Source organism: Pseudomonas sp. B16(2017) (assembly GCF_002113205.1).
In the GTDB taxonomy this organism is placed as follows: domain Bacteria; phylum Pseudomonadota; class Gammaproteobacteria; order Pseudomonadales; family Pseudomonadaceae; genus Aquipseudomonas; species Aquipseudomonas pharyngis.
Window position 1 is genome coordinate 201,482 of the sequence record NZ_NEKA01000004.1, and the last position, 13,022, is coordinate 214,503.

The 13,022-nt window shown below is 60.8% G+C and carries 10 protein-coding genes; 8 read left to right on the forward strand and 2 right to left on the reverse strand.

Translation table 11 applies throughout. The features are described 5' to 3' along the window. Nucleotides 1-3 precede the first annotated feature (3 nt). Complete coding sequence (locus tag CAG25_RS08485; RefSeq protein ID WP_085610342.1) at nt 4-912, reverse strand: helix-turn-helix domain-containing protein; 909 nt, start codon at nt 910-912, stop codon at nt 4-6. Nucleotides 913-1,073: 161 nt separating this feature from the next. Between CAG25_RS08485 and CAG25_RS08490 the strand changes: the two genes are divergently transcribed. From CAG25_RS08490 to CAG25_RS08510, 5 genes are all read left to right on the forward strand, one after another. Then, on the forward strand, nt 1,074-2,432 hold the full coding sequence (locus CAG25_RS08490) for a glutamine synthetase family protein (protein ID WP_007951306.1): 1,359 nt from the start codon (nt 1,074-1,076) through the stop codon (nt 2,430-2,432). Nucleotides 2,433-2,522: 90 nt separating this feature from the next. Beyond that, nucleotides 2,523-3,611: a polyamine ABC transporter substrate-binding protein gene (locus tag CAG25_RS08495; RefSeq protein ID WP_085610343.1), complete on the forward strand. Its 1,089-nt coding sequence runs from the start codon at nt 2,523-2,525 to the stop codon at nt 3,609-3,611. Continuing rightward, nucleotides 3,608-4,909: an FAD-binding oxidoreductase gene (locus CAG25_RS08500; RefSeq protein ID WP_085610344.1), complete on the forward strand. Its 1,302-nt coding sequence runs from the start codon at nt 3,608-3,610 to the stop codon at nt 4,907-4,909. Before CAG25_RS08495 ends, CAG25_RS08500 begins: the two co-directional genes overlap by 4 nt. A 113-nt stretch (nt 4,910-5,022) precedes the next feature. Continuing rightward, nucleotides 5,023-6,678: an intermembrane transport protein PqiB gene (locus CAG25_RS08505; protein ID WP_085610345.1), complete on the forward strand. Its 1,656-nt coding sequence runs from the start codon at nt 5,023-5,025 to the stop codon at nt 6,676-6,678. A 16-nt stretch (nt 6,679-6,694) separates the two neighbouring features. Beyond that, nucleotides 6,695-7,246, forward strand: coding sequence for a membrane integrity-associated transporter subunit PqiC (locus CAG25_RS08510; protein WP_085610346.1), 552 nt, complete (start codon nt 6,695-6,697; stop codon nt 7,244-7,246). On the opposite strand, the gene CAG25_RS08515 is transcribed toward CAG25_RS08510, so the two are convergent. Further along, nucleotides 7,204-8,517 (reverse strand): HAMP domain-containing sensor histidine kinase, encoded by a 1,314-nt coding sequence (locus CAG25_RS08515; RefSeq protein ID WP_085610347.1) that lies wholly within the window; start codon nt 8,515-8,517, stop codon nt 7,204-7,206. The genes CAG25_RS08510 and CAG25_RS08515 overlap by 43 nt on opposite strands. Nucleotides 8,518-8,843: 326 nt before the next feature. Here CAG25_RS08515 and CAG25_RS08520 point away from each other — a divergent pair, with 326 nt between their 5' ends. The 3 genes from CAG25_RS08520 to CAG25_RS08530 all read left to right on the forward strand — a co-directional run bounded on the left by CAG25_RS08520 (nt 8,844) and on the right by CAG25_RS08530 (nt 13,015). Further along, nucleotides 8,844-9,497 (forward strand): histidine phosphatase family protein, encoded by a 654-nt coding sequence (locus CAG25_RS08520; RefSeq protein WP_085610348.1) that lies wholly within the window; start codon nt 8,844-8,846, stop codon nt 9,495-9,497. 282 nt (nt 9,498-9,779) lie between these two features. Beyond that, entirely contained in the window at nt 9,780-11,489 is a 1,710-nt protein-coding gene (gene arnT, locus CAG25_RS08525) for a lipid IV(A) 4-amino-4-deoxy-L-arabinosyltransferase (protein WP_085610349.1), read from the forward strand. Next, nucleotides 11,486-13,015 (forward strand): glycosyltransferase family 39 protein, encoded by a 1,530-nt coding sequence (locus tag CAG25_RS08530; RefSeq protein ID WP_085610350.1) that lies wholly within the window; start codon nt 11,486-11,488, stop codon nt 13,013-13,015. The genes arnT and CAG25_RS08530 overlap by 4 nt, the downstream gene beginning before the upstream one ends. The last annotated feature ends 7 nt before the right edge of the window (nt 13,016-13,022 follow it).

Genomic DNA, 13,022 nt, shown 5'->3' on the forward strand with positions numbered 1-13,022 from the left:
CCGTCACAAGGACGATGAACGCTTCAACGTCTCGCTCGGTAACTCCTTGAACAACGCTCGATAACTGCTTGAAAAACGGCCTAAATGCCAGAACGACCAATTCATCGCCACTTCCGCCACGGTGGTCTCCGCGGGCGAACGCTTGAGCAATTCGCGCCGCGCACTGTTGAGCCTGCGCAAACGCAGCCATTGGCTTGGCGACATCCCCGTATAGGCCTTGAAGGTCTGCTGCAACTGGCGCAGGGAAACCCCGGCGACCCGCGATAATTCCAGCAGATTGAGGGTTTCTTCCGGCGAATCCGCCGCCCACTCGCCCACGCGTTTGAGGGTGATTCGCTCCTCGGCGCGACGCTGCAAACCGCCGCCATCCAGACACACGCTCGCGTTGTCGAGGATGAACAGGCAATCCTCCAACAGCTGCTGAGTCAGTGCCTCTTTACTCGGCAGATCAAGGGCTTGCGACAACTTCGTGAGAGTCGAGCTTAACCAGCGACTGAACAATCCATTCTGCGCGCCATTGAGCGGCGCCATGAACAGACCTTCCAGCCTGGCCACGTCCAGTCCGTTGCGCTGGACGAATTCCGGGCCGAACACCACGGCGATTTCCTGGTAGTTCTCCGGGGTGATCCAGATGTTGCGGCTCTCTTCATTGAGCAGATACAGCGCGTTGTCGCTGCGATCGAAACAGAACGCCAAAGACCCTTGCGGTGCGCTGAAATTCTGCTCGACCCGGGTGTTCATCTGTTCTTCGTAAACCTCCACACCCTGCAAATCCAGATAGCGGATCTGCCCGGCGAAATGCCCTGGCGACATCTGCTGGTAATGCTGCACCCAACCCGGCGTGGCGCGGATTTGTTCGGTGACATCGGCGGTGTTGAACGCTTGGACCTGAAGCGGATTGCACGTCGTCATGGGGAACCTTGCGCACTCTTTTGGTGCGCTTTGGTGCTGCTGAAAGTGGATAGATGGAACGGCAAGGCCCGCCCAAGATAGTCGTCAACGCGCCACAGGGGAAGCCTGCGAAAGATGAAATCGCGTTCCCCCGCGTCAACAAAACCAACGACGAGGTCTTTATGAATGCCCCTTTCGATCAGCTGTTCACATGGCTGAAAGATCACAAGATTACCGAAGTGGAATGCGTGGTCAGCGACCTGACCGGCATCGCCCGCGGCAAGATCGCACCGACCAACAAGTTCCTGCATGAGCGAGGCATGCGCCTGCCGGAAAGTGTGCTGCTGCAAACGGTAACCGGGGATTTTGTCGACGACGACATCTACTACGACCTGCTCGACCCGGCCGACATCGACATGGTCTGCAAGCCGGTGAGCGACGCGGTGTACGTGATTCCGTGGGCCATCGAGCCGACCGCCATCGTCATCCACGACACCTTCGACAAGTTCGGCAACCCGATCGAACTGTCGCCGCGCAACGTGCTGAAGAAAGTCCTGCAGCTGTACACCGACAAAGGCTGGAAGCCGATCGTGGCGCCGGAAATGGAGTTCTACCTGACCCAGCGCTGCGAAGACCCGGACTTGCCACTCAAGGCGCCGCTCGGCCGCTCCGGTCGCGCCGAAAGCGGTCGTCAGTCGTTCTCCATCGACGCCGCCAACGAATTCGATCCGCTGTTCGAAGACGTCTACGACTGGTGCGAACTGCAAGGCCTGGACCTGGACACGCTGATCCACGAAGACGGCCCGGCGCAGATGGAAATCAACTTCCGCCACGGCGATGCACTGGATCTGGCCGACCAGATCACCGTGTTCAAACGCACCCTGCGTGAAGCCGCGCTCAAGCACAACGTCACCGCAACCTTCATGGCCAAGCCGATCGGCGATGAGCCCGGCAGCGCCATGCACCTGCACCAGAGCGTGGTCGAGATCGCCAGCGGTCAGCCGATTTTCGCCAATGCCGACGGCAGCATGAGCGACCTGTTCCGCCATCACATCGGCGGTCTGCAGAAGTACATCCCGAAGGTGCTGCCGATGTTCGCGCCCAACGTGAACTCGTTCCGCCGTTTCCTGCCGGACACCTCGGCACCGGTCAACGTCGAATGGGGCGAAGAAAACCGCACCGTCGGCCTGCGGGTGCCGACCTCCGGCCCTGAGGCGATGCGGGTTGAAAACCGTCTGCCGGGCGCCGACGCCAACCCGTACCTGGCCATCGCCGCGAGCCTGCTGTGCGGTTACATCGGCATGGTCGAAGGCATCGAACCGAGCGCCGCCGTCGAAGGTCGGGCCTACGAGCGCCGCAACCTGCGCCTGCCGATCACCATCGAAGAGGCCCTGACCCAGATGGAAGAGTGCGACACCGTCGCGCAGTACCTGGGCAGCAAGTTCGTGCGCGGCTACGTCGCGGTGAAACGCGCCGAGCATGAAAACTTCAAGCGCGTGATCAGTTCCTGGGAGCGGGAGTTCCTGTTGCTGAGCGTGTAACCAACACCCGCCCTTGTGGGACATGGCTTGCCAGCTCCCACAAGGGAACGTGCTCACCTGAAAAACCCAATAATTCGAAGAGGTGTCGATATGCGTCTGTTGAAATCCCTGATTCCCGCCGCGCTGGCCCTGGCGTGCAGTGCCGGCGCCTTCGCCCAACCCCAGGTCAGCGTCTACAACTGGACCGATTACATCGGCGAAACCACCCTCGCCGACTTCCAGTCCAGCAGCGGGATCAAGGTGATTTATGACGTCTTCGACTCCAATGAAACCCTCGAAGGCAAACTGCTCGCCGGCCGCACCGGGTATGACGTGGTGGTGCCGTCCAACCACTTCCTCGCGCGTCAGGTAAAGGCCGGCGCGTTCCTCAAACTGGATCGCTCGCAACTGCCGAACTGGAAAAACCTCGACCCGAAACTGCTGGCCCTGCTTGAGAAAAACGATCCGGGCAACGAGCATTCGGTGCCGTACCTGTGGGGCACCAACGGCATCGGCTACAACGTCGACAAGGTCAAGCAAGTGCTGGGCATCGATCACATCGATTCCTGGGCGGTGCTGTTCGAACCGGAAAACCTGAAGAAACTCACCCAGTGCGGCGTGTCGATGATGGACTCGGCCGATGAAGTGTTCCCGGCGATCCTCAACTACCTGGGCATGGACCCGCGCAGCGAGAAACCCGAGGATTACAAGAAGGCCGAAGAGAAACTGCTGAGCATCCGGCCGTACATCACCTATTTCCATTCCTCGAAATACGTGTCCGACCTGGCCAACGGCGACATCTGCGTGGCCTTCGGTTATTCCGGCGACGTGTTCCAGGCCGCCAACCGCGCCAAGGAAGCCAAAAACGGCGTGAACATCGCGTATTCGATTCCCAAGGAAGGCGCGAACCTGTGGTTCGACCTGCTGGCGATTCCTGCCGATGCCGGCAACACCAAGGAAGCTCACGCCTTCATCAATTACCTGCTCGATCCGCAAGTGATCGCCAAGGTCAGCGCCTCGGTCGGCTATGCCACCCCGAACCCGGCGGCCAAGCAATACATGGATCCGGAGCTGGTCAACAATCCCGAGGTCTATCCGTCTCAGGAAGTCCTCGACAAGCTCTACATCTCCTCTACCCCGCCCCAGTCGATCATGCGTCTGATGACCCGGTCCTGGAGCAAAGTGAAGTCGAACAAATGAATCAGTACACCCAGGAACACGCCCGCTCCTATTACGCCGCGTCGGCCCGGGCCAGCACACCCTATCCGGAACTGACGGGTGACTTGATTGCCGATGTCTGCGTGATCGGTGGCGGGTTCACCGGCGTCAATACGGCGATTGAACTGGCGCAGCGCGGGCTTTCGGTGATTCTGCTCGAAGCCCGGCGCATCGGCTGGGGCGCCAGCGGGCGCAATGGCGGGCAGTTGATTCGCGGGATCGGTCATGACGTAGAAGGCTTCGCCCGGCATGTCGGCAGCGAAGGCGTGCGCTACCTGCACCGAGCCGGGATCGACTCGGTGGAGCTGGTGCGCCAGCGCATCACCGACAACGCCATCGAGTGCGACCTGCGCTGGGGCTTCTGCGAACTGGCCAACACGCCAGCGCAGTTCGACGCCTTCAAGGCCGAGCAGGACAGCCTGGCGCAACTGGGTTACCGCCATGAAACGCGGCTGGTTGCCCCTGAGCTGATTCGTCAGCAAGTAGTGAACGCGGGTGTCTACAAGGGCGGCCTGATCGACATGGGCTCGGGCCATCTGCACCCGCTCGACCTGGTGCAGGGTGAAGCGCGGCTGGCGGCGTCCCTCGGGGTGCGGATTTTCGAGCAGAGCCCGGTGCTGGAAATTCTCCACGGCCCGACCGTTCAAGTCCGCACCCAGAGCGGCAGCGTGCGCGCCGGCAGTCTGGTGCTCGGCTGCAACGCGCATCTGGACGAACTCGAACAGCAACTCAGCGGCAAGGTCCTGCCCGCCGGCAGCTACATCATCGCCACTGAACCGCTGCCGGCGGAACGCGCCGCCGAGCTGATTCCGCAGAACCTGGCGCTGTGCGACCAGAAAGTCGGCCTCGATTACTACCGGCTCTCGGCGGACCGACGCTTGCTGTTCGGTGGCGCCTGCCATTATTCGGGGCGGGATCCGACGGACATCGCCGCCTACATGCGACCAAAGATGCTCAAGGTGTTCCCGCAACTGGCGGATGTGCGCATCGACTATCAGTGGGGCGGCAAGATCGGCATCACCGCCAACCGCTTCCCGCAGGTCGGTCGATTGAAACAGCACCCGAATGTGTTCTACGCCCAGGGCTATTCCGGCCATGGCCTGAACGTCACCCACTGGTGCGCCAAGCTGCTGGGCGAAGCAATTCATGCCGGTCACAGTCAGGGCATGGATGTGTTCAGCCGCGTGCCGCACATGACCTTCCCCGGCGGCCCGGCGCTGCGTTCGCCACTGCTGGCACTGGGCATGTTCTGGTATCGCCTGAGGGAACTGCTGGGATGACGCTTCCCGGTTAAAGCGGCCTGCGCATTTGCTCTATCGCGAAGCACTTCTATATTGATGAAGTGCTTTTGCGTTCCTGACGCTCAGTGCCCAACACACCCTGGAGGTCATGGATGGAGTCGTCAGCCGCCGATCAACCGCGAGCGCCCGGCCAGGCGCCGGTCAAGACCCGGCGTTTCAGCATTTCGCTGGTGTGGATCGTGCCGATCGTCGCGGTGCTGGTGGGCCTCTCGCTGGTGGTGCACAACCTGATGCAGGAAGGCCCGACCATCACCGTCACCTTCAAGACCGGCAGCGGCCTGACCGCCAACAAGACCGAAGTCAAATACCGCAACGTGGTCATCGGCCAGGTCATCGACGTCGAGTTGAGCGACGACCAGAAAAGCGTCAACGCCACGATCAAACTGGCCAAGCAGGCCGAAACCTTTACCCGCGAAGACTCGCAGTTCTGGGTCGTTCGCCCACGCATTGGTGCGGGCGGTGTCTCGGGCATCGACACATTGCTGTCCGGCGACTACATCGGCGCCGACATCGGTCAGTCCAACTCGCGTTCGAAGCATTTCAAGGGCCTGGAGAACCCGCCGCCGATCACCTACGGCGAACCGGGCAAACGCTTCAACCTGCACGCTTCGGATCTCGGCTCGCTGGACATCGGCTCGCCGGTCTATTACCGCAAGATCCCGGTCGGCCAAGTCGTGGCCTATGCGCTGGACGCCGATGGCAAAGGAGTGAACATCGAGGTGTTCATCCATGCGCCGAACGACGCCTACGTCACCGAAAACACCCGGTTCTGGAACGCCAGCGGCATTGACGTCAACGTCGGCGCCAACGGTTTTGCGGTGAAAACCGAATCGTTGTCGACCTTGCTGGTGGGCGGCATCGCCTTCCGCGCGCCGGAGTACAGCCCCAACGACGTTGCCGCCGCCGAAGAAAGAACTTACGACCTGTTCGACGACCAGCAAACCGCCCTCGCCCCGCCCAACGGCAAGGCGCAATACCTGACCCTGCGTTTCGATCAGGCCCTGCGCGGGTTGAAAGTCGGCGCACCGGTGGAGTTTCTCGGCATCGAAATCGGCCGGGTGGTGAGCGTCAACCTGGATTTCGACGCGAAGAAACGCAGCTTCCCGCTCAACGTCGGCATCGTGATTTACCCGCAACGCCTCGGTCAGGCTCACGTGAAGATGCTCAAGGTACTCGAGCACAATCCGGACGACGAAGCCGCCGCCGTGCGCCTGATCGGCACCTTTATCGACAACGGCCTGCGCGCCCAGGCCCGCAGCGGCAACCTGCTGACCGGCCAGTTGTACATCGCGCTGGATTTCTTCCCCAAAGCCGAAAAAGTCGCGTTCGACCCGACCGCCCGCCCGATCAGCGTTCCGACCGTCCCCGGCAGCCTCGAACAGTTGCAGGAAAAACTCGAAGCGATGATCGACAAGCTCAACAAACTGCCGGTGGAACGGATTGCCGGCAACCTCGACAGCAACCTCGTGGAATTGCGCAAAGGCCTGACCCAGTTCAATGCCAGGACCCTGCCCGGCGTGCAGAACACCCTCGCCGACCTGAGCAAGACCCTGCAGTCGGCCAGCTCGACCCTGGCCGAAGATTCGCCGCAACGCGAACAACTGACCGAGACCCTCGACGAGCTTGGGCGCATGTCGCGTTCGTTGCGTGAACTGTCTGATTACCTGGGCCGTCATCCGGAATCGTTGATTCGCGGTCGCCCCGACAACGCCCCGCCGCTGGACCTCAAAGGGCCGCCGCGCAACTGAGCACAGGAGCTGTCCCATGGCTTTAAAGCTGAAGTTCACCGTGCTCGCCATCGGCCTGCTGCTAGGCGCCTGCAAAAGCGCCCCGATCAGCTTTCACACCCTGACGCCGACGCAACCGATGGCCGGCCGCGCCGGTTCAGAAATCACCATCGAAGGCATCAGCGTGCCGCCGCAGGTCGACCGGCCGCAAATCGTGATCCGTCAAGGCAACAGCGGCCTGGCGATTCTCGAGACCGAATGGTGGGGCGCCAGCCTCAGCGATGAATTGCGCAGCGCACTGATGGATCAACTGAGTAATGCCGGCGGCCCGCGCAAAACCTCGGTGCGCATTGATGTGCAACGCTTCGATTCGATTCCCGGGCAGTACGGGCTGATCGACGTCAAATGGCGTCTGCGCCAGGCCAACGCCGGGGACGACGCCCTGCTCGCCTGCCGCTCGCTGCTGCAAACCCCGTCCGGGCCGAGCATTGACGATCTGGTGGCGGCCCAGCAGAACAACGTCAAGCGTCTCGCCGCGTTGATCGGTCAGGCGGCGGGCACTGCGCGGGGCTGTCCACCGGCGTCCTGAGCGTCCGTCTTCAAAAGGACGGTAAAGCGACAACCGTGGGGCTCACGGGTTGTCAGCTCGACCTGCCAGTGCTCGCGATTGCAAATCCGCTGTACCAGTGACAACCCCAGCCCAAGCCCCTCGCCTCGACGCTCGTCACCCCGCACGAATGGCTGGAACATCGCTTGTCGGCGTTCTTCGGGAATGCCGATGCCACTGTCTTCAACCACAAATCCGCATTCCCCGACGGTCAGCCTGACAAAACCCTGATCGGTGTAATGCCAGGCATTGCGCAGCAGGTTACCCATCACTGACTGCAAAAAGGTCTGGTTGTAACGAGCCGTGCCGGCCGGATTGATGTCGCAGAAAAAATCCAGCCCTTTTTCGCGGATCAGCCTTCCCCAGATCTCCGCCTGAACGCATGCAACCTCCCCCAGGGAAACGCAAATGTCGCCACCGGTATCTTCCTGGGCGCGGGCGAGCATCAGGAAGGTATCCACCAACTGACGCATTTCGTGACTGGCCCGTGCGATGCGGTTGACCTGCGCGGCCGAGCGGGTATCGAGCGACGGATTGGCGAGCAGCAACTCGCAGGCGCCGCCGAGCACCATCAACGGTGTGCGAAGTTCATGGCTCACGTCGCTGGTGAAGAGCTTTTCGCGGCTCAGTGTTTCGCGCAGCCGGCCCAGTGTCTGATCGAACGACAGTGCCAGTTCTCCAACTTCGTCCGCCGCGTAGTCCGGATGCAGGGGCGGCGCCAGTACCAGTAACTGGTCGCGGTGACGCACCTGCCGCGCCAGGCGAATGACCGGGGCCATCACCCGTCGCGCCAGCAATCGACCCAGCACAATCGCCAGCAGAATGCTCAGGATGAACCCGACCGCCACCACAATGAACAACAGACGCTCACGCTGTTCGAGACTTTCCTGATCACGCAACAGCACGTACTTGCGTCCGCCCACCATCTCGACCATGGCGAAAAAGCCATCGCCCTCGAACATGACCTCCTGAAACCCCGGCGACAGAGCCGCCAGTGACGGGACGAGCGCCATGGCGCCCGGTCCACCTTCGAAGAAAAACAGCTCGCTCTTTTCCGGTCGATGGCTCCAGCGACTGATGTCATCCATTGCCAGCAGACGATGCAGTCCGCCCATCAAGGTCGTGGCCGTCAACTTGTGTTCCACCACATGCACGGTGGCTACGATTCCCAGCGCAAATACGCCGGCCACCAGCGCACTCATCGAGGCGAATACGATGACGATCCGTTTCGTCAGGCTTTGCTTGAAATCCATTCGGCTGGAGGACTCCACCTCGGTTATCAGACTCAGCGGTCAACATCAGGTGTGTACTCAATAGATGGACCGAACAGATTCAGCTTCACCTCAAACAGCAACAGTTGTTAAGCCAGCCCGGTAAAAAAAGCGTATTTGAGTCTGGTTATCAGAAACTTGATTAATTGCACATTTTCAACTCCCGCAAATTTTTCACATGTTCTTCACTGCGGCCCGACGTGAACAGTCCCAACATTCAGCCAGCATTCAAGTACGCAACCATAAAGTTGATTAAATCGCAGGCCAGTTGCGCCTGCGAAGTTAAGGGGCATGGCGTGGAGCGACAGATGCTATTAACAGCAGTCTATAAACAACGTCGAATATTGCGACCTGGAAAACTGCTGACAGTCATCGGTGCAGGGGTGGCGATTGCACTGGTCAGCGGCTTTGTCTGGGTCACCCGCTCCCCCATTGATCTGGGCCACGCGGGGCAGGCCTCAAGGGCTGATTGGACCAGGGCCTGGCAGGCGGGCGAAGTGGTGGCACTGGTGCGCCATGCTGAACGTTGCGACCGCTCCGACCATCTTTGTCTGGGCCCGGAAGACGGCATCACTCAGGTAGGCAATGACTCGGCTGTGCGGGTGGGCAAGGGTTTCACGAGCCTGGGCATGCAGCAGGCACAGGTATTCACCAGCCCGCTGACCCGGACCGTGCAAACGGCGCGTGCCATGTTCGGGCAGGACGCTACTGCCCAGCCCTGGCTTGAATCCTGTGGTTCGTCGCTGCGTAACGAGGTGGTGGCGCACAAAGTTGCACAGCGCAATCTGGTGCTGGTCACCCACAGCGGCTGCATCAGCGACTTTGAAAAACAGACCGGTTTTCCCCATGCGATCGCCGCTGATTATGGAAGCACGCTGTTTGTTCGCATTGATGCCAAGGGGCAACTTAAAGTGCTGGGCATTCTGAATGCCGAGGCCTGGTCTCAACTCAATAACTATTAACGTCCTGGTTACAGCTAATTGACAGTTCTGAGCTGTTTTTAATTAAACAAAGCACACTTCATTAAATTGTAATGAGAGATGTATCTGCCGCCCGACTTGCTGGACAGCTGGTTTTTTCATGCTTGGCTATATCGCGAGAACTTCGGCCCGGAGGTACGTCAGTTCTCTGGATACAGGAACTGCCCCGACACCTGCATTCATTCAACACGATGACTCGCCCGCTCAGGAACACGCCGGGCAGGTCATCGACATCAGAACTTCGTACGGTACCAAGGCTTTGTCATGACGTCTGAAAACAACCCGCTGCGACACACTGCCCTTTTCCCTTCGACGACTGCGGTCGAACGCTGGGCCATCCCCGGCCTCATTCTGGCGTTCGTAATGTTTTACCTGCTGCCATTGATGAGCCACGGCCTGTGGATCCCCGATGAAACCCGCTACGGCCAGATCAGCCAGGAAATGCTGCTGAGTGGCAATTGGGTCGCCCCGCACTTCATGGGCATCCGTTATTTCGAGAAGCCGATTGCCGGCTACTGGATGATTGCCATCGGCCAGGCGATTTTCGGTGACAACCTGTTCGGCGTGCGTATCGCTTCGGCGCTGAGTACCGGCGCCAGCGTCTGGCTGACGTACCTGATGGCCCGCCGGCTCTGGAACAACCCGCGCATCAGCGCCGCCAGCGCCCTGCTGTACATGAGTTTCGGGCTGATTGCAGGTCAAGCCGGCTATGCCAATCTCGATCCGCAATTCACCTTGTGGGTCAACCTGAGCATGGTGGCTGCGTGGTTTGCCATCGACAGCCGCACGCCCCGCGCTCGCCTGGGTGGCTGGGCGATGCTCGGTGTCGCTTGCGGCATGGGGCTGATGACCAAAGGGTTCCTGGCCCTGCTGTTGCCCGTGCTGATCGCCCTGCCCTACATGCTCTGGCAACGGCGCTTCGGTGAGCTGGTGCGTTACGGACTGGTCGCCGTGGTGGTCTGCGCCCTCGTCAGCTTGCCGTGGGTATTGGCAGTCCATTACCGGGAACCGGACTTCTGGCGGTTCTTCTTCTGGCACGAACACATCCGTCGTTTTGCCGCCGGTGACGACGCGCAACATGCCCGCCCGTGGTGGTTCTACCTGCCGTTGCTGTTTGCCTCGACCCTGCCGTGGGCGCTGCTTCTGCCTTCGACCTTGCTGCGCATGTGGCGCGAAAAGCGTGAGGCAAAAACCGCTTACCTGGCACTGTGGTTCCTGCTGCCACTGGCCTTTTTCAGTCTGAGCAGCGGCAAACTTCCTACGTACATCATGCCGTGCCTGCTTCCCGTCGCGCTGTTGATGGGGCAGACCGTGGTCAAGTGGCTGGATCAACGCAATGGCCGGCTCTTGCGTCTGAACGGTGTGATCAACACGGTGCTCGCCAGTGCTGCGCTGGTGGCCCTGCTCTATCTTCAGGCCACGAAGGAAATCTACGAAAACACCGAGATGTTCAGCCTGTCGCTGGCTTATATCGTGCTGGTGGGCTGGATCATCGCCAACGCCTTGCAAGTGCTGCGGCCACTGACATTGTGGGCAATGCCGGCGCTGGGCATCGGCCTGCTCGTGGCGTTGCTGCCTGCAGCCATGCCGGCGCAGATCGTCAACAGCAAGATGCCCGATCAGTTCATTGCCGAGCATCAACGGGAACTGAGTGAAACCGCGTCCCTGCTGAGCAACGACCTGGGCGCGGCCTCGGCGCTGGCGTGGCGCCTGAAGCGTCCGCAGGTGGATCTGTTCAATACCATCGGCGAATTGAAATACGGCCTCGAAGACCCGGCCATGGCGGCACGCAAAGTCACCCTGGACAGCGTCGGCCAGTGGATGACTGACGCGCGGAAAAAAGGCGCCGTCGGTGTGGTCTTGCGCGTCAACAGTACGCAGGAAGAACAGGAAGTCGAATTGCTGCCCGTGGACGGCAAGCATTATCGGCGCGGCAATCTGCACATTTTCATCTTTGCGCAGAAACAGCCATGACGGTGAGCAACAACGACCGCGCCGCCCTGTTGCTCCTGCTGGCGGCCAGCGCCCTGATGTTGCTGCTCGGCCTGGGCAGTCGCGAACTGTGGGGCGCGGAAACCCGCTGGGCGAACATCGCGTTGCAGATGTTGCAAAGCGGTGATTACTTCGACCCGTACCTCAAGGGTGATCCCTACTACGACAAGCCGCTTTTGTCGTACTGGCTGATCACCGCGACCGCCTGGCTGACCGGCAGTCTCGATCACTGGTCGCTGCGCCTGCCTTCGGTGGTGTCCGCGTGGTTAAGCGTGTGGATGGTGTATCAACTGGGCGAGCAGTTGTTTCGCAAAGGCACGGGGCTGATCGCCGGGTGGATGCTGGCGACCACCTTCTACTTCGTGTTCTGGGCGCGGGTCGCCACTGCCGACATCCTGACGGTCTGCGGTGTGCTGGCGGCGGTCTGGTGGTACTGGCGCGGGCCGGACGATACGCGGTTTTCGCGCTATCTGGTGTTCTGCGTCCTGCTGTCCCTGACGTCGTTGTTCAAAGGCCTGATCGGTTTCATCCTGCCCGGGCTGGTGCTGCTGCCGCACCTGTTGCATGAAGGCCGCTGGAAGCGTCATCTCAATCTACGTCTGCTGGCAGCGCTGGTGATTGCCGGGGCGTTCTACATGACGCCGTTCCTGCTGTCCCACTTCTACGGCGCGCCAAACTACGGGGAAAGCGGCCTCGGGCTGGTCTTGCGGGAAAACGTCGTACGGTTTTTCCAGCCATTCGACAACATCGGCCCGATCTACACCTATTTGCTGTACCTGCCGATTTATACCCTGCCCTGGGCGCCGTGCTGGATCATTGCCTTGTGGGTCGCAGCGCGGCACTGGAAACACATCGAACCGGACACCCGCTGGCTGATTCAGGGCCTGGGGTTATTAATGCTGTTCTTCACGGCCAGCGGCAGCCGACGCAGTTATTACGTGCTGCCACTGGTGCCGTTCGCGCAACTGCTCGGGGCCTGGTGGATCACCCGGCGTCTGGCGGCTCGAAATGCCGCAGGCCCGTTCGGCGGACGTGGTTTGAAAATCGGTTTCGGCGTGGCCACTGTCCTGCTGCTCGGCATACTCGGTGTGCTTTACCCGTGGACCAACAGCGGAGGCGGTGCAATCCGTTTCGGCGAAACCGTGCGCCTGCAAGCCAGCCAACGCGCTCCCTTGAGTCAATGGCATCTGGTCATGGTCGAGGTCGACAATAAAGTGCCGATGTACCTGCAGACCGGCGGTGCGCCGTTTTACTACGTGCCGCAGAGCCGGGATTTCCCGCGCGACGGCGATGCCGCAGCCATGATCGCCTGGCTGGAACGCACCAGCGGCCAGCACTGGGATCCGCAGCGGACCCTCTTTGTCGCCCAGTACCGCACCGGCGATCCCGTTCCGCTGAGTCACCTCAGCCGCGATCATCAGGTCATTACCACCACGCCCACCCGCGGCGAACAGCTGTTCCACGGTCGCGAAGATCAAAGCGTGGCCTACCTCCCCCAAGGCTCCTGAAAGACAG

Coding starts and splice junctions, on each gene's coding strand:
- CAG25_RS08485 (WP_085610342.1), bottom strand. CDS start 912: ATGACGACGTGCAATCCGCTTCAGGTCCAAGCGTTCAACACCGCCGAT.
- CAG25_RS08490 (WP_007951306.1), top strand. CDS start 1,074: ATGAATGCCCCTTTCGATCAGCTGTTCACATGGCTGAAAGATCACAAG.
- CAG25_RS08495 (WP_085610343.1), top strand. CDS start 2,523: ATGCGTCTGTTGAAATCCCTGATTCCCGCCGCGCTGGCCCTGGCGTGC.
- CAG25_RS08500 (WP_085610344.1), top strand. CDS start 3,608: ATGAATCAGTACACCCAGGAACACGCCCGCTCCTATTACGCCGCGTCG.
- CAG25_RS08505 (WP_085610345.1), top strand. CDS start 5,023: ATGGAGTCGTCAGCCGCCGATCAACCGCGAGCGCCCGGCCAGGCGCCG.
- CAG25_RS08510 (WP_085610346.1), top strand. CDS start 6,695: ATGGCTTTAAAGCTGAAGTTCACCGTGCTCGCCATCGGCCTGCTGCTA.
- CAG25_RS08515 (WP_085610347.1), bottom strand. CDS start 8,517: ATGGATTTCAAGCAAAGCCTGACGAAACGGATCGTCATCGTATTCGCC.
- CAG25_RS08520 (WP_085610348.1), top strand. CDS start 8,844: ATGCTATTAACAGCAGTCTATAAACAACGTCGAATATTGCGACCTGGA.
- arnT (WP_085610349.1), top strand. CDS start 9,780: ATGACGTCTGAAAACAACCCGCTGCGACACACTGCCCTTTTCCCTTCG.
- CAG25_RS08530 (WP_085610350.1), top strand. CDS start 11,486: ATGACGGTGAGCAACAACGACCGCGCCGCCCTGTTGCTCCTGCTGGCG.